Source organism: Erythrobacter sp. AP23 (genome assembly GCF_001542855.1).
Lineage (GTDB): Bacteria > Pseudomonadota > Alphaproteobacteria > Sphingomonadales > Sphingomonadaceae > Qipengyuania.
Genome location: NZ_LNBY01000018.1, coordinates 373,686 through 393,236, shown reverse-complemented (window position 1 = coordinate 393,236; position 19,551 = coordinate 373,686). Strand labels below are relative to the sequence as shown.

Annotated in this window: 15 protein-coding genes; 8 read left to right on the top strand and 7 right to left on the bottom strand. The window is 64.5% G+C overall.

The window, feature by feature from the left end:
• The first annotated feature begins 38 nt into the window (after positions 1 to 38).
• From prfA to ASS64_RS14750, 6 genes are all read left to right on the top strand, one after another.
• A complete protein-coding gene (gene prfA / locus ASS64_RS14775) occupies positions 39 to 1,106 on the top strand; it encodes a peptide chain release factor 1 (RefSeq protein WP_067696130.1) in 1,068 nt (355 codons plus the stop codon).
• Positions 1,103 to 1,936 (top strand): peptide chain release factor N(5)-glutamine methyltransferase, encoded by an 834-nt coding sequence (prmC, locus tag ASS64_RS14770; RefSeq protein WP_067696128.1) that lies wholly within the window; start codon positions 1,103 to 1,105, stop codon positions 1,934 to 1,936. Before prfA ends, prmC begins: the two co-directional genes overlap by 4 nt.
• Before the next feature lie 241 nt (positions 1,937 to 2,177).
• A complete protein-coding gene (locus ASS64_RS14765; RefSeq protein WP_067696125.1) occupies positions 2,178 to 2,843 on the top strand; it encodes a DUF4167 domain-containing protein in 666 nt (221 codons plus the stop codon).
• A gap of 42 nt (positions 2,844 to 2,885) precedes the next feature.
• Positions 2,886 to 4,481, top strand: a complete 1,596-nt coding sequence (lnt, locus tag ASS64_RS14760; RefSeq protein WP_067696253.1) for an apolipoprotein N-acyltransferase — start codon at positions 2,886 to 2,888, stop codon at positions 4,479 to 4,481.
• Between the two features lie 30 nt (positions 4,482 to 4,511).
• Positions 4,512 to 5,750, top strand: a complete 1,239-nt coding sequence (gene metK / locus ASS64_RS14755; RefSeq protein WP_067696122.1) for a methionine adenosyltransferase — start codon at positions 4,512 to 4,514, stop codon at positions 5,748 to 5,750.
• Between the two features lies 1 nt (position 5,751).
• Positions 5,752 to 6,936, top strand: coding sequence for a DUF418 domain-containing protein (locus ASS64_RS14750; RefSeq protein ID WP_067696119.1), 1,185 nt, complete (start codon positions 5,752 to 5,754; stop codon positions 6,934 to 6,936).
• Here the strand turns inward: ASS64_RS14750 and ASS64_RS14745 are convergent.
• Genes ASS64_RS14745 through ASS64_RS14730 form a run of 4 tightly spaced genes read right to left on the bottom strand, consistent with a single transcriptional unit; the run spans position 6,933 to position 10,941 of the window.
• Entirely contained in the window at positions 6,933 to 8,072 is a 1,140-nt protein-coding gene (locus tag ASS64_RS14745; RefSeq protein ID WP_067696116.1) for a CaiB/BaiF CoA-transferase family protein, read from the bottom strand. The genes ASS64_RS14750 and ASS64_RS14745 overlap by 4 nt on opposite strands.
• A 41-nt stretch (positions 8,073 to 8,113) precedes the next feature.
• Complete coding sequence (locus tag ASS64_RS14740) at positions 8,114 to 8,782, bottom strand: ferritin-like domain-containing protein (RefSeq protein ID WP_157075213.1); 669 nt, start codon at positions 8,780 to 8,782, stop codon at positions 8,114 to 8,116.
• Positions 8,783 to 8,821: 39 nt separating this feature from the next.
• Entirely contained in the window at positions 8,822 to 9,958 is a 1,137-nt protein-coding gene (locus ASS64_RS14735; RefSeq protein WP_083508403.1) for a nitronate monooxygenase family protein, read from the bottom strand.
• 56 nt (positions 9,959 to 10,014) lie between these two features.
• A complete protein-coding gene (locus tag ASS64_RS14730; RefSeq protein WP_083508402.1) occupies positions 10,015 to 10,941 on the bottom strand; it encodes a 5'-nucleotidase, lipoprotein e(P4) family in 927 nt (308 codons plus the stop codon).
• 488 nt (positions 10,942 to 11,429) lie between these two features.
• Here ASS64_RS14730 and ASS64_RS14725 point away from each other — a divergent pair, with 488 nt between their 5' ends.
• Positions 11,430 to 13,742, top strand: coding sequence for a CDC48 family AAA ATPase (locus tag ASS64_RS14725; protein WP_067696110.1), 2,313 nt, complete (start codon positions 11,430 to 11,432; stop codon positions 13,740 to 13,742).
• 30 nt (positions 13,743 to 13,772) lie between these two features.
• On the opposite strand, the gene ASS64_RS14720 is transcribed toward ASS64_RS14725, so the two are convergent.
• Genes ASS64_RS14720 through polA form a run of 3 tightly spaced genes read right to left on the bottom strand, consistent with a single transcriptional unit; the run spans position 13,773 to position 19,012 of the window.
• Positions 13,773 to 14,861 (bottom strand): mechanosensitive ion channel family protein, encoded by a 1,089-nt coding sequence (locus ASS64_RS14720; RefSeq protein ID WP_067696107.1) that lies wholly within the window; start codon positions 14,859 to 14,861, stop codon positions 13,773 to 13,775.
• A 39-nt stretch (positions 14,862 to 14,900) separates the two neighbouring features.
• Positions 14,901 to 16,133 carry a sensor histidine kinase gene (locus tag ASS64_RS14715; protein WP_067696104.1) on the bottom strand — a complete coding sequence of 411 codons (1,233 nt, stop codon included), beginning with the start codon at positions 16,131 to 16,133 and terminating at the stop codon, positions 14,901 to 14,903.
• 44 nt (positions 16,134 to 16,177) lie between these two features.
• On the bottom strand, positions 16,178 to 19,012 hold the full coding sequence (gene polA / locus ASS64_RS14710) for a DNA polymerase I (RefSeq protein WP_067696102.1): 2,835 nt from the start codon (positions 19,010 to 19,012) through the stop codon (positions 16,178 to 16,180).
• Positions 19,013 to 19,260: 248 nt separating this feature from the next.
• Between polA and ASS64_RS14705 the strand changes: the two genes are divergently transcribed.
• On the top strand, positions 19,261 to 19,512 hold the full coding sequence (locus ASS64_RS14705) for a hypothetical protein (RefSeq protein WP_067696099.1): 252 nt from the start codon (positions 19,261 to 19,263) through the stop codon (positions 19,510 to 19,512).
• Positions 19,513 to 19,551: the final 39 nt, after the last annotated feature.

Here is a 19,551-nt window from a genome sequence, read left to right as displayed (position 1 = left end):
CTGTCACCTTTGTCACCCATCCGCCACCCGACGCACGCATGACCATCCCTGCCGAACGCCTCGACCAGATCGCCCATCGCTTCGCCGAGCTCGAGGCGCGGATGGCCTCGGGCACGCTCGAGGGCGACGAATTCGTCAAGGCGAGCCGCGACTATGCCGAACTCGAACCGGTGGCCAAGGTCGCCGCCGAGGTGAAGGCCGCGCGCGAGGAAATCGCGGAGCTGGAGGACATGCTCGCCGATCCCGAAATGAAGGCCATGGCCGAGGAAGAGCTGGCCGAGCTGCGCCGACGTCTGCCCGAGGCAGAGCGCGAATTGGCGATCGCCATGCTCCCGCGCGACAGCGCCGATGCGAAACCCGCCATGCTCGAAATTCGCGCGGGTACCGGAGGCGACGAGGCGGCGCTGTTCGCCGGCGATCTCTACCGCATGTACGAGCGCTTCGCCGCCGAGCAGGGCTGGAAGGTCGAGCCGGTTTCGATGAGTCCGAGCGAAGTCGGCGGCTTCAAGGAAGTGGTCGCCAATGTTACCGGCAGCGGTGTTTTCGCGAAGCTCAAGTTCGAAAGCGGCGTCCACCGCGTCCAGCGCGTGCCCGAGACCGAGAGCGGCGGGCGCATCCATACTTCGGCCGCTACCGTGGCGGTGCTGCCCGAGCCCGACGAGGTCGACGTCCAGATCGATGCGACCGATCTCAAGATCGACACCTATCGCGCCAGCGGGGCGGGCGGCCAGCACGTCAATACCACCGACAGCGCCATCCGCATCACCCACCTGCCGACAGGATTGGTGGTGACCTGCCAGGACGGGCGCAGCCAGCACAAGAACCGTGAGAAGGCGATGCAGGTGCTGCGCGCGCGGCTATACGAGAAATCGCGCGACGAAGCGCAGGGCGCCGAAGCCGAGGCGCGCAAGGCCATGGTCGGCAGCGGCGACCGTTCCGAACGCATCCGCACCTACAATTTCCCGCAAGGACGCGTGACCGATCACCGGATCGGCCTGACGCTGCATAAACTGCCCGAGATCATCGCCGGGCCTGGCTTGAGCGAACTGGTCGATGCGCTGATCGCCGAGGACGAGGCCAAGCGGCTCGCGGCGATGAGTGAATGAACGCGGGAATCGATGTCGGCAATGCTCTCAGGCAGGCGGCCGGGCGCTTGTCTGAAACCTCCGACACCGCCCGCCTCGATGCCGAGCTGCTGATGGCGCATGCGCTCGGCTCATCGCGCTCGGACATGCTCTTGCGCCATATGCGCGATCCCGCACCCGCGCATTTCGCCCAACTGGTCGAGCGCCGCGCCGCGCGTGAACCGATCGCGCATATCATCGGCGAGCAGGAGTTTTTCGGGCTTGCGTTCACGGTCACGCCCGACACGCTGATCCCGCGCGGTGACAGCGAGACGATCGTTCAGGCCGCGCTCGATACGGCGAGATCCGATGCGCGGGTGCTCGACATGGGTACCGGCTCGGGCGCGTTGTTGCTCGCCTTTCTCGACCGGCGTCCCCAGGCAAGCGGCATGGGGATGGATGCTTCGGAGGGCGCGCTCGTGGTGGCGGCCGCCAATGCCGCCCGGCTCGGCCTCGCTGATCGCGCGCATTTCCACAAAGCCAGCTGGCACGAAGCGGGTTGGTGCGATGATCTCGGCCAATTCGACCTCATCCTGTGCAATCCGCCCTATGTCGAGACCGATGCACAGCTCGAGCCCGACGTTCGCGATTACGAACCCGCCTCCGCCCTGTTCGCCGGACCCGAGGGGCTTGACGACTATCGCGCGATTATTCCGCAGCTTGGCAAGCTTCTTTTGCCTGGCGGCGTGGCGGTGCTCGAGATTGGCGCGACCCAGCAGGAGGCGGTCGCGGGCATAGCGCGCGAATCGGGCTTCGCGGTCAGTATGCATCGAGACCTCGGCGGGCGACCGCGCGCGCTTATCTTGCGATAAAAGACTTGGCAAAGCCGATTCGACCCATTACCTCTGGCCCAAGGCCAGCGGTGCGCGGCTAACGCCTCCCCGCCGGTTCCAGCTCCGACATTGCAGTTTTGGTGCGCAGCCTATTGCTACGCATACCATGCACGAGACGGAGCACACGAGCTGCGACAGGCGCAGTCGTGCAAGGGGTCACGCGGCCGCATACGGACCGGGTTACGGTTCGCGCCGCGCATTGAATGAGGACCAGCTACCCTTGAACACCAATCGCAATAACCGTCGTCGCGGACGCGGGAGTCGCCATCAGGGCGGAGCCAATTCGGCCAACCGGATCGATAGCCGGGCACGGGGCAACGCGCCCCAGCTGCTCGACAAGTACAAGAAGCTTGCCCAGGATGCCCAGCACAATGGCGACCGGGTGCAGGCCGAGTACTACCTACAGTTTGCCGACCATTACTTCCGCGTGATCGCCGATAACAAGGCCCGCCAGGAAGAAGCGAAGGCCAAACGTGCGGAAGAGCGCGGACAAAGCCAGTCCGACGATGACGCCGACGCAGGCGATGGCGACGATCGCCGGGGCAACCGCCGCCAGCGCGCACGCCGTGACGACCATGACGATGGCGCTCGCAAACCGCGCGGTCGCAAGCCCAAGGGCGGCGACGATGGTAGCGACACCGAGTTCGAGCCGGCAGAAAATCCCTTCACGCGCCGCGATGACGAGGACGAGGCGCCCAAGAAGCGCCGTGCACCGCGTAAGGCCAAGAAGGACGCGGAGGGCGCTCCCGGTAACGAAGGCGAGATCGATGCGGCGGTCCTCCCGCCTTCGCTCGGCGCCAACGACGCGGGAGAGGAGTCCAAGCCTGCCCCGCGCCGGCGCAAGCGCAAGCAGGACGATGACGGCGAAGTGAGCGCGGTCGGCTGATCGCGCTTGCAGTGCTGATCTGACAATCTAATGGGCGAGCCGATGGAGAAAATTCCCGGCTTCGTCCGTTCGCACCCGAATTTGGCCGCGCTCCTGCTGGGCGCGGTCTCGGCGTTTGGATTTCAGCCCTTTCATCTGTGGCCGCTCGGCCTCGTCGCGATGGGCGTATTCGGCTGGCTCGCCTGGCATTTGCCGAGTTGGAAGCGCGCACTGCTCGCCGGCTGGCTGTTCGGCGTTGCGCATTTCACCGTTACCAACAACTGGATCGCGACCGCCTTCACCTACCAGACGGAAATGCCAGCCGTTCTCGGCTGGGCCGCGGTGCCGCTGCTTTCGCTCTATCTGGCGGTGTGGCCTGCTCTGGCCACCTGCGGCGCGTGGCTTGTCGCGCGAAAAGGCAATCTCGTCGCATTCGCATTGGCGTTCGGAGCCATGTGGATTGCAGCCGAATGGCTGCGTAGCTGGGTCTTCAGCGGATATAGCTGGGGGCCGTTTTCGATGATGCTGCTGGGCCCGTGGGATCGGCCCGGCCTGGCGATGGTCTTACCGTTTACGGGAAGCTATGCCTTGTCGGGCATTGCCGCGGGGCTGGCGGTCGTGCTTGTCGCCTTCGCGCGGTCGAGGCGCTGGATCGCATTGGCGCTCGCCTCTGCAGGTATCACCACTTTGATCTACCTGCCTGCCGGTGAGGCACGGAAAGGCACGCTGCCGCTGACGCTCGTCCAACCCAACCTCGAGCAGGAAGAGATCAACGACACCGCGCGTTTCGAAGAACAGTTCCAACGCATCGGCCGACTTAGCGTACCGCTCGAAACGCACGACCGCCGCCTGGTGCTGTGGCCCGAAAGCGGCATTCCCGACTACCTGCGCGATGGCTATCCCCAGCGCTACTACACGCAGATGACTGCCGCCGGCGATCCCGCCTTCGCCCGCGCACGCATCGGCCGGGTGATCGGTCCGGGAAGCTTGCTCCTGACCGGCGTGGTCGATCTTGAAATCGGGACCGTCGATGGGCGCGAAAGGGCCGTCGGTGCCTACAATGCCATCACCTCCATCGATCCCGACGGGCGGCTGGGAGAGCGCTACGCCAAGGCGCATCTCGTGCCCTATGGCGAATACCTGCCGATGCGCGGCCTGCTCGAACCGCTTGGCCTGTCGCGCCTTGTCGCGGGCACACTCGATTTCATTCCCGGCCCGGGGCCGCTCAGTTACGATCTCGGCGCATATGGCAAGTCGGGGATGCAGATTTGCTACGAGATCGTCTTTTCCGGCGAAGTCGTCGATCGCAGCGACCGGCCGGATTACATCTTCAATCCGTCCAACGATGGCTGGTTCGGCGAATGGGGGCCGCCGCAGCATTTGGCACAGGCACGTATGCGCGCGGTCGAAGAAGGTCTGCCGGTGCTACGTTCGACCACAACGGGAATCAGTGCGGTGATCGATGCCCGCGGCGTGGTTCGCGAGCATATCGGTCGCAATGTCGAGGGCCGGATCGATACCATCGTGCCTCCCCCCCATGCACCCACCTGGTTCGCGCGTCTTGGCCATTGGCTCACACTTTTGTGGGGCGTCGCCATGCTGGCGCTATCGCTGGTTGCCATGCGGCGCTCGGGAGGCTACCCCACGCGCAACACATAAAGACTTCTTTATATCGGGAAATGCAACTTTATGCGCACAAGTTACTTGTTCACTTCCGAGAGTGTCTCGGAAGGCCATCCTGACAAAGTTTCCGATCAGATTTCGGATGCCATCGTCGATCTTATGCTGGCCAAGGATCCGGAGGCGCGCGTCGCCTGCGAGACGATGACGACGACCCAGCGGGTCATCCTCTCAGGAGAGATCCGCTGCGCGCCGATGTATGATGCGACGAACCCGGAGTGGGCCGAAAACGGCGGCTGGGCACCGGGAGCTAAGGAAGAGATCGAACGCGCGGTGCGCCATACGGTACGCGAGATCGGCTATGAGCAAGACGGCTTCCACTGGCAGACCTTGACCTTCGAAAACCACCTGCACGGGCAGTCCGCCGAAATCGCGCAGGGCGTGGATGCCAGCGGCAACAAGGACGAAGGCGCGGGCGATCAGGGGATCATGTTCGGCTTCGCCTGCGACGAGACGCCCGACCTCATGCCGGCGACGCTCGATTACAGCCACAAGATCCTCGAGCGGCTCGCAGCCGATCGCAAAAGCAGCGCTGCGCCCTTCCTCGAGCCCGATGCGAAGAGCCAGGTCACGTTGCGCTACGAAGACGGCAAGCCGGTCGCCTGCACGGCGGTGGTCGTTTCCACCCAGCACGCCAAGGGCTATCATGAAGGCGCCAAGGAAGCCGAACTCAAGGCCTATGTTAAGCAGGTCGTGTCCGAAATACTGCCGGAAGGCTGGCTGAACGGCGAAACCGATTGGCACATCAATCCGACCGGCGCATTCGAAATCGGCGGACCGGATGGCGACGCTGGTCTCACCGGGCGCAAGATCATCGTCGATACCTATGGCGGCGCAGCTCCGCATGGTGGCGGTGCGTTCAGTGGCAAGGACCCGACAAAGGTCGACCGTTCGGCAGCCTATATCACCCGTTACCTGGCCAAGAACATCGTTGCGGCGGGTCTCGCGAAGCGCTGCACGATCCAGCTTGCCTATGCGATCGGTGTTTCGAAGCCGCTTTCGCTGTATGTCGATACCCATGGCACCAGCGCCGATGGCGTGACCGACGAGGCGCTGGAGAAGGCGATCGCCAACATCGGCTCGCTGGGCGGATTGACCCCGCGCGGCATCCGCATGCATCTGGGCCTCAACAAACCGATCTACCGCAAGAGCGCCGCCTACGGCCACTTTGGCCGGCAGGCCGACGGTGAACATTTCCCGTGGGAACGCACCGATCTTGTCGACGACCTGAAGGCCGCGCTGGCCTGACATGGGCAGGGCCGGCGAGACCGGCCTGCCGTTTCCGCGCGAGCGCATCGTCGAACTCGATGCGCTGCGCGGGATTGCCGTGATCGGCATCGCGTGGATGAACGTCTATGTCTTCGCGCTGCCGCTACAGGCCTATTACAATCCGGCTGCCTATGGCGCCCAAAGTGCGCTCGACTACGCGTTTTGGGCGGTCAGCTTCGTACTGGTCGAGGACAAGTTTCGCACGCTGTTCGCGATGCTGTTCGGTCTGGGCGTGGCGATCATGTGGGAGCGCGGTACCGGCTGGCGCGAGCATCTCGCACGCATGGCGCTCCTGTTTGCGATCGGGGTTATCCACGCCACGCTGCTCGCGAGCAACGACATCCTGCGGGTCTATGCGCTTGCCGGCCTGGCCCTGCCGCTGCTCCTGCAGCTCGGCTGGCATGGTCTCGGTCTCGCGATGATAGCGCTCGTCGCGCTACACCTGGGCGGCGGCTATGTCTGGCTGGCGAGCCGGTCGCCGGAGTTCTTCGCACTCAATTTCGGAGGGCATCCCGACGGGCTGGCCTATGCCCTGGAGCTGGGACGGGAAAGCGTTGGTGACCGCATAGTCCGAAGGCTCGCGAGCCTGCCAGCAACGCTCGCGGCGATCAGCGCCGGGGTGCCGATCAATCTTGCGTCCATGCTTGCCGGTGTCGCGCTGTGGAAGAGCGGCCTCCTGCCCTCGCGATGGTCGCGCGGGCGGGTGCTTGGCCTGATCGTCCTGTGCTGTCTCGTCGCACTGCCCGCGCTGACCCTCATCGCCTTCAGCGCGCATTCGCTAGCCTTCGACCCGCAGGTGGTGGCGCGCAACGCGCTGGTGCTGTCCGCCCCGTTCGACCTGCTGATGGGCGTCGCCTACGCGGTAGCGATGCTGGCGCTGTTCACGCGCATTCGTGATTCGCTCGGCGTCCGGCTGCTCGCCGCTGCCGGGCGGCTGTCGCTGACCAACTACCTGATGACAAGCCTGGTATTCTCGGCGCTCTTTGCCAGCTGGGGAGCGGGCCTGTTCGCCGCCGTGTCGCGCGCCGAAGCGCTGCTCCTCTCGCTCGTGCCGGCAGCGTTGATGCTGGTATGGTCGCCGCTCTGGCTAAGATTGTATGGACAGGGGCCGACCGAGCGGCTGTGGCGTGCCGGCGCGCGCGCCATCACCGGCCGACACGCCTAGCCGTGTTCGCCCTTGCGCGGGCTCGGGTGATCGAGCGCGAGTTCGGCGTCGGAGAAGGCGAAAGGGCTGCGCACGCCTGGGATACCGTCGAGATCGACACGCATGCCGCGCGCGCGAACCTGATGATCGGCGAAAACGGCGTCGACCGGATTGATCGGCCCCGCCGGTATCCCGTCCTCGGCGCAATCGGCAAGCAGTTCGACCATCTGCCATTTGCGCGTTTCCGCAGCTATGATGGCGTCGAGTTCGTCGCGATTGGCGAGCCGATCCTCATTGGTCGCGAAGCGGGCATCGCCAAGCAGGTCGTCGCGCCCGAGCAGGCTGAGCAGCTTGCGGAACAGGCCGTCATTGGCCGGTGCCAGGACGATTTCGCCATCGGCCACCGGGAATACGCCGTAAGCGCTGACCTGCGCATGTTCATTGCCCATGCGCGGTGGGTTCTCGCCGGTCGTCAGGAAATGCGTCGCCTGGCTGGCGAGCAATCCGACCGAACAGTCGAGCAGCGCCATGTCTACATGCTGCCCGCGTCCGGTTCGCTCGCGCATGGCAAGTGCCGACTGAATGCCGATCACCGAATAAAGCCCGCAGGTAAGATCGGAAATCGAGATGCCCATCTTCATCGGCTGGCCATCCGGCTCGCCGGTGAGCGCCATCAAACCGCTCATCGCCTGGATCACGAAATCATACCCCGCTTCGCGCGCCCGTGGCCCGGTCTGGCCGAAGCCGGTGATCGAGCAATAGACCAGGTGCGGGTTGCTCCGCGCCAGGGTCGCGTAGTCGAGGCCGAATTTCGCGAGCGATCCGGTCTTGAAGTTTTCCAGCACAACGTCGGCGGTTGCCGCCAGCTGGCGAACCTTCGAGAGATCGCCTTCGTCCCCGAAATCGGCGACGATGCTGCGCTTCCCGCGATTGGTCGCGTGATAATAGGCTGCCTCTCGGGTGCCGTCCTCGCGCTCGACCCAGGGCGGTCCCCATTTACGTGTACCGTCGCCGTCGGGGCTTTCGACCTTGATCACGTCCGCTCCCAGGTCGGCGAGGATCTGGCCAGCCCACGGACCTGCCAGCACACGAGCGAGTTCGAGCACTTTGAGCCCGGCGAGCGGGGCGTTCGGATTGCGAAGTCGATCGAGCCACATGCGCAGTGCTGCTGGGCCAGCGATCCGGTCCGGTCAAGCGCTCAGATCGCGTAGACCTGCGGATTTTCATCAGGCCAGCCTGCCAGCCGGGGGTTCTTGCGATCGAGGAACACGGCCGGCAGTTTGACCAGCATCAGCGATTTGTGGATCCAGTAGTCGGTCCATTTCTCGCGCCATCGCGGCTTGGGCCTTCGGCCATGCGCGCGCAGCCAGCTGTCGTAGGGCATCCAGTGGCTGGGCTCGTCCCGCTCGACCACTTCGAAGATACGCCGCAGTGCCTTGTCCGAGCGGATGTGCCGGTTCTTCAGCAGCACTTCGACCTGCTCCATTCCGCGCTGTTCGGTAATCATGATCACACGGCACAGCTTTTCGAACTCATCGCCATCGGCCACGATGGCCTGCGTGTCGAGTTCGTCGATCGTGCAGCCGAAGATGGTTTCGATGAAATGATCGATATGGCCGCAGGTGCGGTCGACCTTGAGCGGCATTTTGCCCTGCAACTCGAACCAGCGCCGGAACATGCGATAATGCTTTTCCTCGTCGGCGCGATGCTTCTCGACCGCGGCGATGAAGTCGGCATCGTCGGGGCAGCGCGCCCGTACCGCCTCCAGCACACGGTCGAGCGAGGTGTAGCCCCGGTGCTCGTTATAGATGTAGATCGATCCGAGCACGTCGAGGAATCGCTCGCGAAAGGCGTTGCGAATGCCCATGCATTGATTGTCTCACATTTGGCGCCTGAGGGAAATGACCTACTCTTCCAGCAGGCTTCCGAGTCCCGACACCGCTCCGACGAATTCCTCGCGGAAATCCTGCACGACCTGCCTGCTCGAGCGAACCTGTTCGACCAATCCTACACCCTGACCGACAAAATAGCTGACAAGCTCGCGCGCACCTTCATTGCCCGCCGCCGCTTTGCGTTCGATCCGGGCGAAAGCGGGTTCGGACACCATGCCCATCAGCGGCATGGGCAGCGTGCCGGGACCTTGCGGATCGTCCCACGCCTCGTGCCAGGCGGTCTTGAGCTGGCGTGCCGGCTTGCCCGTGCGGCTGCGCGAGCGAATCGTGTCGCGGCTGCGCGCGACGATCATCTTGTCGCGAAAGGCCTCGCTGGTCTCGGCCTCGGGCGTGGCGAGCCAGATCGACCCGGTCCATGCCCCTTGCGCGCCCGCCGCCATCATCCCGGCCATCTGCCCGCCGGTCATGATTCCGCCCGCCGCGAGCACCGGGATCCGGTGTCCGGCGCGCGCCAGTTCGCGCACGACTTCGGGTATCAGCACCAGTGTCGAAACCTCGCCGCAATGGCCGCCGGCCTCCGTGCCCTGCGCGACGATGATGTCGACGCCCGCCTCGGCCTGGCGGATCGCATGTTCTTTCGCACCGACCAGCGCGGCAACCGGTACGCCGCGCTTCTTTCCTTCCTCGATCATCGCGGGTGGGGCTATGCCCAGCGCATTGGCTATCAACCGGATCGGGTGGCGGAAAGCGACCTCCATCAGCGCGAGGCCGTTCTCGGGCGTGATGCCCATCCGCTCCTTCAGGATCGGCATTCGTGCCTCGGGCGCGATACCGTGATCGCCAAGCACCGAATTGACGAAGCCCTGGTATTTGGGGTCGATGGCCCCGGCGCGGCTCTTATTGTCGGACAGCCCGCGAACGCGCGGGTCGATCACTTCGGGCACGAGCACGTCGACGCCATAGGGCGCGCCATCGACATGCGCATCGATCCAGGCAAGCTCCTCCTCCAGCTGATCGGGGCTGAAGCGCGTCGCGCCCAGCACTCCGAAACCGCCCGCCTTGCTGACCGCGGCGACCACATCGCGGCAATGGCTGAAAGCGAATAGCGGGAATTCCGCCCCGGTCATTTCACAGACGCGGTTCATCGGCATGGGTGTCTCCTCTCGGCGATCACCCTATTGCCAAGTCGCGCCGGCGCAAGCGGGCTTTACTGGCCGTCCATGATCGCGGGCGCATCGCCCGGCTCGGGCTTCCAGCGAACATCCGGCGGGAAGACCTCGCCGATGCTGCCTTCCTGCCACGCGCCATAGACCGGATTGGGCATCAGGAACCAGCCATTCCCCCAGAGCTGCGCGTACTGGCCGCGCGCGACCATAGCGCGGCGCGCGGCAATGTCGCCCTCATCCGCGTTGAAGACATCGGCAAAATCGCCGAGATTGTCGCCCGCCATGGCGATGATGCAGTAGCTTTCGGCGATCCGCGCGCGGCGACCGTCTTTCCGACCGCCCATGTCGTCATCACCGCGCAAGAACAGCGTCTCGAGATGAGCCGCTGGGCCGACCCCGGCCGCTTCGAGCGCGGCAATGGTGCCCGCTGCCGTTTCCGAATTGCGATTGGTATTGAAGATCACCGTGATTCCCGCCTCGCGAAGGCGCCTGAGCCCCGTGACCGCACCGGGCACCGGCCGCGCAATCCCTGCGCCGTTGTCGGCCCATTGATCCCATTCGGAAGGATCGAACGGCCTGCCGCTCAGCGCCTGCCAATATTCGTAACCGGTATTGAGCAGCACGGTTTCGTCGACGTCGAACACGACAGCGAGTGGCTTGCCGGCGCCGTCTCCCGCCATGCAGGAGCGTGTGCCGATCCCGCCTTCGGCGTCGGGGAGGCCCAGCGGCACCGATTGCGCCACCGAACTCTGCTGTGCGATGGCGATCGAATAATCGGCGATCTGTCGCCAGGTCTGGATCGAGGCCCCTGCCGCCTCGCCCGAGCCGTAGAGCCAGCGCATGGTGTCGGGCGCCGGTCGATGCTCGTCCATCGTGACGACCGGGGCGCTGGCTCTCGTCGGGGTTTGGACGCTCGCACATCCACCCAGGGCGACAGTGCTGGCGGCAAGTAGAACAAACCGGTTCATGTCCCAATCTCCGAAAAGGGGAAAATAGCGAACGACTAGGCTGCGGATATCTGCGTTTCTCCCATCTTCACTAGCTCCTCCCTTACATCCAGTGCGAGCGCCGGCCAACTCGCCTGCTCGACCTTAACACCCGTTTGGCGGAGCCGCCTGCGCTGCGGGCGCGATTGTGCAATGCAATATTCCTTATACGTCGAGCCTTCTCACGACAGCCCACAAATTCAATACTTTAAGATGCGCCCAGACCGTAAGATGCATTTCACGCAACAAAAATTGTCCTTTTCGCACTTGCACAAAAGCCAGCCTGCACGCATATCTGCTCGTGCCTTTTAGGCATCCTCTCCCAAGACTTCCAAGCCCGGTTGGTTCGCCAGCCGGGCTTTTTTCTTGGCCCGAACGGACCCACCGCCTTCGCTCGTTCATTGCAACGGTAAGGAGTGCTTCCCAAGTGGGTGGGCAGCAAGCGAACAGGTAACGGGAGCCTAGCCGATATGGCCGATGCGGATGCTGCACCAGCGGTAGAGGACACCACAGTAAGGCTGCAGGTCGCAGCGGCACGGCAGGAGGAAAGCGGTCAGGGCATTGCCCGCATGCCGCGTTCGACCTTCCAGACGCTCGGAATCACCGAAGGCGATGTGGTCGAGATCACCGGCAAGCGGGCGACCGCGGCGGTCGCCATGCCCGCCTATGACGAGGACCAGAGCCTCGATGTCATCCGGCTGGATGGCCTTCAGCGCGGCAATGCCGAAGTCGGCTCGGGCGAGCATGTCAAGGTGGCCGTGGCCGAATCGCGCCCTGCCACGCGCGTCGTCTTTGCCCCTGCGCAGCGAGAGATGCGGCTACAGGGTCCGGCCCAGGCGCTGAAGCGGAATTTCTTCCGCAAGCCTCTGGTTGCGGGCGATCTCGTCGCGACGACCGGGCAGCAACCGGTGCAGAATATGCCCTCCGAGGTGCGCCGCATGTTCAACGCGCCGGCCTATGCGCTGACGCAGATCCGCCTGAGCGTGGTGTCGACCAGCCCCAAGGGTATCGTCCATATCGACGAGAACACCGAGGTCGAGCTGCGCGCCGAGTTCGAGGCGCCGCGCGATGCGCGCGCGGTGGTCAATTACGACGATGTCGGCGGGATGGACGAGACGATCCAGCAATTGCGCGAAATGGTCGAACTGCCGCTGCGCTATCCCGAACTGTTCACCCGGCTGGGCGTCGATCCGCCAAAGGGCGTGCTGCTGCACGGCCCCCCGGGGACGGGCAAGACGCGGCTGGCCCAGGCCGTCGCCAATGAAAGCGATGCCAATTTCTTCACCATCAACGGGCCGGAAATCATGGGCTCGGGCTATGGCGAGAGCGAAAAGGCGCTGCGCGAGGTGTTCGAGCAGGCGAGCAAGTCCGCGCCTGCGATCATTTTCATCGACGAAATCGATTCGATCGCACCCAAGCGCGACCGCGTGCCGGGCGAGGCGGAAAAGCGCCTGGTCGCCCAATTGCTGACGCTGATGGACGGTCTCGAGGCGCGTTCGAACCTCGTTGTCATCGCGGCGACCAATCGCCCCGAGGCGATCGACGAGGCATTGCGCCGGCCCGGCCGCTTCGACCGCGAAATCGTGATCGGCGTACCCGACGAGAAGGGGCGCCGCGAAATCCTCGGCATTCATACGCGCGGGATGCCGCTCGGCGACAAGGTCGATCTGCAGGAACTGGCCAAGGCGACCTACGGCTTCGTGGGCGCCGATATCGCCGCACTCGCCCGCGAGGCGGCGATCGATGCGGTGCGCCGGATCATGCCCAAGATCGACCTCGACGAGCGGACCATTCCGCCCGAGGTCCTCGACGAGCTGTGCGTCACGCGCGAGGATTTTCTTTCCGCATTGAAGCGCATCCAGCCCTCGGCGATGCGTGAGGTGATGGTCCAGATGCCCAATGTCGGCTGGTCCGACATCGGCGGGATCGGCGATGCCATCGAAAAGCTCAAGGAGGGCATCGAACTGCCGATGAAGAACCCCGAGGCCTTCCATCGCCTCGGCATCCGCCCGGCCAAGGGTTTCATGCTCTACGGCCCGCCGGGCACCGGCAAGACGCTGCTGGCCAAGGCCGTCGCCAAGGAAGCCAAGGCGAATTTCATCTCGATGAAGAGTTCGGACCTCCTGTCCAAATGGTATGGCGAAAGCGAGCAGCAGATTGCGCGCATGTTCAAGCGGGCACGGGCGGTTGCGCCATGCGTGTTGTTCATCGACGAGATCGACAGCCTCGTTCCCGCACGCGGCAGCGGGCAGGGCGAGCCGCAGGTTACGGGCCGTGTGGTCAACACGATCCTTGCCGAGATGGACGGACTGGAGGAATTGCAATCGGTCGTGGTGATCGGGGCGACCAACCGGCCCACGCTGGTCGATCCGGCTTTGTTGCGTCCAGGCCGTTTCGACGAGCTGGTCTATGTGGGTACGCCGGACAAGCCGGGGCGCGAGCAGATCTTGGGTATCCACACCAAGGGCATGCCCCTGGCCGACGACGTCGACCTTGCCGCCATCGCGGGCAAGACCGCGCGTTTTACCGGAGCCGACCTGGAAGATGTCGTCCGCCGTGCCGGCCTAACAGCGCTCAAGCGCGCGGGCGGGGAAGTGAAGGAGGTGACCAGTGCCGACTTCCACGAAGCGCTCGAGGACAGCCGCGCGACGGTTACGTCCAAGATGGAGGCCGAATATCGCAAGATGCGCGGCGAGCTCAAGAAGCGCGCGGCGGAAGTCCAACCGATAGGCTTCCTGCACGAGGGCATGGTGGAATCGACCCGCGACAAAAAACACGATTAGGGTGCATTTGCGCGCGCCCGATCGCGATGCCTAGGGCGCGCTCGGCTCTTCGGCCTTCGGGTGCCCGCCCGGAACTTCCAAACGGTGCCGGATCAACGCATCGGGCTGGTTCTCCTTGAGCCAGGCGAGCATGTGCTCGCGCACGGCGCAGCGCAGCGTCCACAGGTCGCCGATCGTATCGGCACTCATCGACAGGCGCAGCGCGATGCTCTCGGGAAAGGCGTCGGTCATCAGCAGCTGCAGATTGCGACCGTCCCACAGGTCATGCGCCTGCACGAAGCGCTCGAACTCGGCGCGGATCGGCTCGACATCGGCGATCGGGTCGAGATGGAGCATGACCGGACCGGTGAGCTTTTCGTCGACGCGCGACCAGTTCTCGAAACTCTGGTCGAGGAACCGGCTGGTCGGCACGACGAGTACGCGCTCGTCCCAGGTCCGCACGGTGACGTAGCTCATGCGGATTTCCTCGACCCGGCCGGCCTCGCCATCGACCTTGACCAGATCGCCGATCCTGAGCGGCTGCGTCATCGCCATCTGCAGGCCGGCGATCAGGGACTTGAGCGCGGGCTGAGCTGCGGCACCGACCGCCAGAGCGGCCAGACCGGCGGAGGCGAGCATGGTCGTCCCGACGTCGCGCACCCCGGGGATGTTGAGCATGATGAGCGAGACGGTGATGATGATGATCGCGACCTTCACCGTGCGCGAGAGAATCGCGATGCGGGTCAGGCGGCCGCGCTGGGCGACCGGGTCTTCCGCTCCGCTGATCTGCGCTTCGTATCCGCGGGCCAGGCCGCGCACGACGGCATAGGCGACCCAGCCGACCACCGCGGGCGTGAGGAACCGCGCCAGGCTGTCCCATCCCTGACCCACCAGCGCATCGTTTTCCGCGGCCACCGCGATAGCGAAGGCGAAGGCTGCCCAGCGCAGCGGCTTGCGGACCGCTTCGACCACGGCATCGTCGAGCGAGCTGTCGGAAGTACGCGCCAGACGGCGAAGGATCGCGAAAGCGACCCAATGCACGAGGAACGCGACGGCAAGCGCGCCGCCGAGCACGATCAGCGTGTGGATCACCCCTTCGAGCGATATCTGCCAATTGCGCGGATCGTAGCGGTCTAGCATCCGATCCACCGGTATGGACCAAGGTGCGTCAAGGCAAGCCTAGTCACCTGCTGGAAGCTCGATCGTGACCTGCAGGCCGTCCTGGGTGAAGCTGCGATCGAACGTGCCCCCGAACTGACGCGCGGCGCTGGTCATCAGCAGGCTGCCGAAACCTTTTCGTTCGGGCAATTCGTCGAGATCCGCACCGGTCTCGCGCCAATTCAACGTTACCGTGCCGTCCTTTTCGGACCAGGTGACATGGACCGTGCCCTCATTGCTCCATGCGCCGTATTTGACCGCATTGGTCGTAAGCTCGTGCAGAACGAGGCCCAGCGGCGTCACGCGCTTGGCGGGCAGCATGATTTCCGGACCGTCGATTTCGGCGGGATGCTTGCTCGAACGGTAGGGCGCGAGCGAGGTTTCCACCAGCGCGCGTAGCGAGGCGACGGGACGGTCCAGCTCGCCCTGGCTAACCTCATGCGCGGTCAGCAGCGCGCGAATGCGCTGGGCGATGCTGTCGGTGACTTCCTTCGCTTCGGGTTTGTCGCGCGCGCTCATCTGAACGATCGCGAGAATAACCGCGAAGAGGTTCTTGACCCGGTGGTTGAGCTCGCGCGCGAGCAGGTCTGCCCGGTCGCGCGCTTCGCTCACGACGGCCGCCTGCGCGGCCTCGGCCTCGGCGCGAGCGGCGCGACCGACCAGCCTGGCACCTGCCAGCATGGCCAGGATCAGCAGCACCAGCAGCGCGCCGAGCAACGGCAGAACGCGCGCCTCCGAGCGGGCCGCTTCGGTAATGCGCTCGGCAAGGATCTCGTTCTCGATGTCCTCCAATTCGGCGATGGCGCGCCCCAACCGCTCCATGGTTTCCACCCCTTCGTCGGTCAAAACCGCCCGCCGGGCGTCGAGCAAGCGACCGTCTTCGAGAAGCTGCACGCTGCCGGACATCTCGTCGAATTTCGCACGCGCGAGCGCGTCGATCTGATCGACCAGCTCGGTTTGTCGCGGGGTTGCGTCCTCGCCAAGCAATCCGCGAATGCGATCGAGCGAAGGCTCGATCTGCTCGCGGCCCGTCAGGTATGGCGCGAGGTAGCGACGGTCGAGCGTGATCAGATAGCCGCGCTGGCCGGTTTCTCCGCTCAAGGCGGCACGGTTCACCTTGCGCAGTTCCTCCAACAGTTCGACGGTGCGCTCGACCTGTTCGCGCTGGGCACGCTCGGCCTCGACCGTCTGGTAGGCGAGTACGAGCGTGGCGAACATCGCCGCGGCGATCACGCTCAGCAGCGCGACATTCATCCAGCGCGGATTGCGCGTGCGCGCGACGAATTCCTCGATTTCGCTCAGTGTGCGGCCCCCCAGCTGGAACCCGTACCGATATCTACGCCGAGCGGAACGTCAAGCTTAACAGCAGGTTCGGCAGCGCCGGCCATGACGCTTTCGATGACTGCGGAGGCGGCTTCGACATCGCCCTCGGGAAGTTCGAAGACGAGTTCGTCATGCACCTGCAACAGCATGCGCACATGGCCCAGATCGGCTTCTTCGAGGGCGGGCATCATGCGGACCATGGCGCGCTTGATGATATCCGCGCTGGTGCCCTGGATCGGCGCGTTTATCGCGGCGCGCTCGCTGCCCTGGCGCTCGGCCTGGTTCTTCGAGCCGATGCGCGGAAACCAGGTCTTCCGGCCGAACAACGTCTCCGAATAGCCGCGCTCGCGCACCTCTTCCAGCGTGCGGACGATGTACCGCTGAATGCCGGGAAAGCGCTGGAAATAGGTGTCGATCATCGCCTGAGCCTCCTCGGGCTCGACACCTAGCCGACCGGCCAGCCCCCAGCGCGAGATACCGTAGAGAATCGCGAAATTGATCGTCTTGGCGCTGGCGCGGGTGTCGCGATTGACCTCGCCGAACATCTCCGTCGCGGTGCGCGCATGGATGTCCTCGCCATTGGCGAAGGCCTCTTTCAGCGTGGGCACATCGGCCATATGCGCGGCCAGCCGCAGCTCGATTTGCGAATAGTCGGCGGCGAGCAGGACATTGCCTTCCTCGGCGACGAAGGCTTCGCGGATCTGGCGGCCGATGGCGGTGCGGATCGGGATGTTCTGCAGGTTAGGGTCGGTCGAGGACAGCCGCCCGGTCTGCGCGCCGACGAGGCTGTAGCTGGTATGCACGCGCCCGGTCTCGGGATTGATCGCCTCCTGCAACGCATCGGTATAGGTGCTCTTGAGCTTGGCGAGCTGGCGCCATTCGAGGACCTTGTCGGCAATCTTAGCGCCTTCGCCCGACAGCCGCTCGAGAACGCTCTGGTCGGTCGAATACTGGCCGCTCTTGCCCTTCTTGCCGCCCTTGTAGCCGAGCGTATCGAACAGCACCTCGCCCAGCTGCTTGGGGCTGCCGACGGTGAATTCGGTGCCCGCCATGCCATGGATTTCCTTCTCCAGCCGCGCGGTTTCGCCAGCGAACTCCTCCGACAATTTGGCGAGCCGCGCGCGATCTACCTTGATCCCGTGACGCTCCATCTGCGCCACTACCGGGACCAGCGGGCGGTCGACCCGCTCGTAAATGGTAGTCCCGCCTTCGGTCGAGAGCCGGGGCTTGAGATGCCGGTAGAGCCGCCAGGTGACGTCTGCATCCTCGGCGGCATATTCGGTCGCCTTGTCGAGCGGGACCTCGCCGAAGGGGATCGCCTTCTTGCCGGTGCCGCAGACCTCCTTGAAGGTCAGGCAGGTGTGGCCGAGATGCCGGTCGGCAAGTTCGTCCATCCCGTGGCCCCCGCCGATCCCGTCGAGCTGGCGCCCGGCATCGAGATCGAAGCTGATGATCATCGTGTCGTCGATCGGCGCGACCTCGACGCCATTGCGGGCGAGGACGTTCAGATCGTACTTCCCATTGTGGAAGATCTTGAGCACGGCGTCGCTGGCCAGCAGAGGTTTCAGCGCTTCGAGCGCGGCAGACTTGTCCACCTGCTCGGGCTTTTCGGCGAACATGTCGCTGCCGCCATGGCCAAGCGGGATGTAACAGGCATCGTTCGCGCCCAGAGCGAGGCTGATGCCGACGAGTTCGGCGCGAATCGCATCGAGGCTGCTGGTCTCGGTGTCGACGGCGATCAGCCGCGCCGCCCGAGCGCGTTCGATCCACTCTTCCAGCTTCTCCATCGTCTGGACGCACTCATAGGCCGATCGATCGATGGCGGGATAGTCGGGCAGGGGCTGGCGATTGCCCTCGGTGTTGGCGGGCGCGCCTTTCGTGTCTTGCCGGGCCGGATCGAGGTCGTTTGTCCGCGAGGGGCTGCCGGTGCCTGCATCGAGCCGCTTCAACAGGCTGGTGAAGCCATGCTTGGAGAGAAACTCGGCGAGCGGCTCGCTGGGCACGCCGTCGAGCTTCATGTCGTCGAGGGCGATCGGCAAGGGGCAGTCTTCCCTGAGCGTCACCAGCACGCGGCTGAGCTCCGCATCAGCGCGGTGTTCGAGAAGGCGTTCCTTGAGCTTGGATTTCTTCATGTCCTCGGCCGCGTCGAGCGCAGCGGTCAGATCGCCATGCTCGGCGATGAGCTTGCTCGCCGTCTTGGGGCCGACGCCGAAAATGCCCGGGATATTGTCGACCGAATCGCCCATCAGCGCGAGGACGTCGCCGACCTTCTCGGGCGCTACGCCGAATTTCTCCTCGACCTCCTCGATGAAGATGCGCGCGTTCTTCATCGTATCGAGCATGTCGATGCGCGCACCGTCCTTCTCGCCGACGAGTTGCATCAGGTCCTTGTCGGAGGAAACGATGGTCACGTTCCAGCCCTGCTTCTGCGCGGCGCGGGCATAGGAGGCGATCATATCGTCCGCCTCGACGTCGGGTTCTTCCACCATCGGCAGGCTGAATGCACGCGTCGCGTCGCGGATGAGCGGGAATTGCGGGACCAGGTCCTCGGGCGGATCGGGCCGGTTGGCCTTGTACTGGTCGTAAATCTCGTTGCGGAAACTCTTGCTCGACTTGTCGAGAACGACGGCGAGATGGGTCGGTCCGTCGGCCTTGTCGAGATCGTCGGCGAGCTTCCACAGCATGGTCGTGTAGCCATAGACGGCGCCCACGGGGGTGCCCTCCGGATCGGTCAGCGGGGGCAGGCGGTGATAGGCGCGGAAGATGTAGGCCGAGCCGTCGACGAGGTAGAGATGCGGTGTGTCACCCATGGCGAAGCGGCTTAGCAACGGCTTGCGGTGATGGGGAGCGCCATTTTGCACGCGGTCCACAAGTGGCGGATTCGCGCCGCATTGGGGCCAAATGAGGCGAAAATGTGTCAGGATAAGTGCGAATCTGCTTGCCGGGCCAAAATTTCGCCATTATTTGGACACTGTGAGGCCCCAATTCGGGACTCGCGTGGAGAGGGGGCCCGTGGCCTTCGAACCGCACACAAACTCGCTGTTCAAGGATTTTATCTATGCGCAAGATCGCTCTTTTCGCTGCTGCTTCGGCTGCTGCTCTGACCCTGGCTGCTTGCTCGGAAGCTACCGAAGACGCTGCCGAAGCAACCGCCGATTCGGCTGCTGCCGACGCTGAAGCCAACATGGAAGCCGCTGGCGACGCCATGGAAGCCGGTGCTGAAGAAGTTGCTGCCGAAGCCGACGAAGCTGCCGCTGAAGTCGAAGCTGAAGTCGAAGGCGAAACCGAAGCCGAAGCTGCTGCCGACTAATCGCGCACGCTTCGCGAACGGTTATCGTTCACGAAAAGA

Excerpts from the sequence above, each read along its gene's own strand:
- lnt (WP_067696253.1), top strand. The coding sequence starts at position 2,886 with ATGGAGAAAATTCCCGGCTTCGTCCGTTCGCACCCGAATTTGGCCGCG.
- ASS64_RS14735 (WP_083508403.1), bottom strand. The coding sequence starts at position 9,958 with ATGCCGATGAACCGCGTCTGTGAAATGACCGGGGCGGAATTCCCGCTA.
- prfA (WP_067696130.1), top strand. The coding sequence starts at position 39 with ATGACCATCCCTGCCGAACGCCTCGACCAGATCGCCCATCGCTTCGCC.
- prmC (WP_067696128.1), top strand. The coding sequence starts at position 1,103 with ATGAACGCGGGAATCGATGTCGGCAATGCTCTCAGGCAGGCGGCCGGG.
- ASS64_RS14740 (WP_157075213.1), bottom strand. The coding sequence starts at position 8,782 with ATGGGCATTCGCAACGCCTTTCGCGAGCGATTCCTCGACGTGCTCGGA.
- ASS64_RS14750 (WP_067696119.1), top strand. The coding sequence starts at position 5,752 with ATGGGCAGGGCCGGCGAGACCGGCCTGCCGTTTCCGCGCGAGCGCATC.
- polA (WP_067696102.1), bottom strand. The coding sequence starts at position 19,012 with ATGGGTGACACACCGCATCTCTACCTCGTCGACGGCTCGGCCTACATC.
- ASS64_RS14730 (WP_083508402.1), bottom strand. The coding sequence starts at position 10,941 with ATGAACCGGTTTGTTCTACTTGCCGCCAGCACTGTCGCCCTGGGTGGA.
- metK (WP_067696122.1), top strand. The coding sequence starts at position 4,512 with ATGCGCACAAGTTACTTGTTCACTTCCGAGAGTGTCTCGGAAGGCCAT.
- ASS64_RS14715 (WP_067696104.1), bottom strand. The coding sequence starts at position 16,133 with ATGAATGTCGCGCTGCTGAGCGTGATCGCCGCGGCGATGTTCGCCACG.
- ASS64_RS14705 (WP_067696099.1), top strand. The coding sequence starts at position 19,261 with ATGCGCAAGATCGCTCTTTTCGCTGCTGCTTCGGCTGCTGCTCTGACC.
- ASS64_RS14725 (WP_067696110.1), top strand. The coding sequence starts at position 11,430 with ATGGCCGATGCGGATGCTGCACCAGCGGTAGAGGACACCACAGTAAGG.
- ASS64_RS14720 (WP_067696107.1), bottom strand. The coding sequence starts at position 14,861 with ATGCTAGACCGCTACGATCCGCGCAATTGGCAGATATCGCTCGAAGGG.
- ASS64_RS14745 (WP_067696116.1), bottom strand. The coding sequence starts at position 8,072 with ATGTGGCTCGATCGACTTCGCAATCCGAACGCCCCGCTCGCCGGGCTC.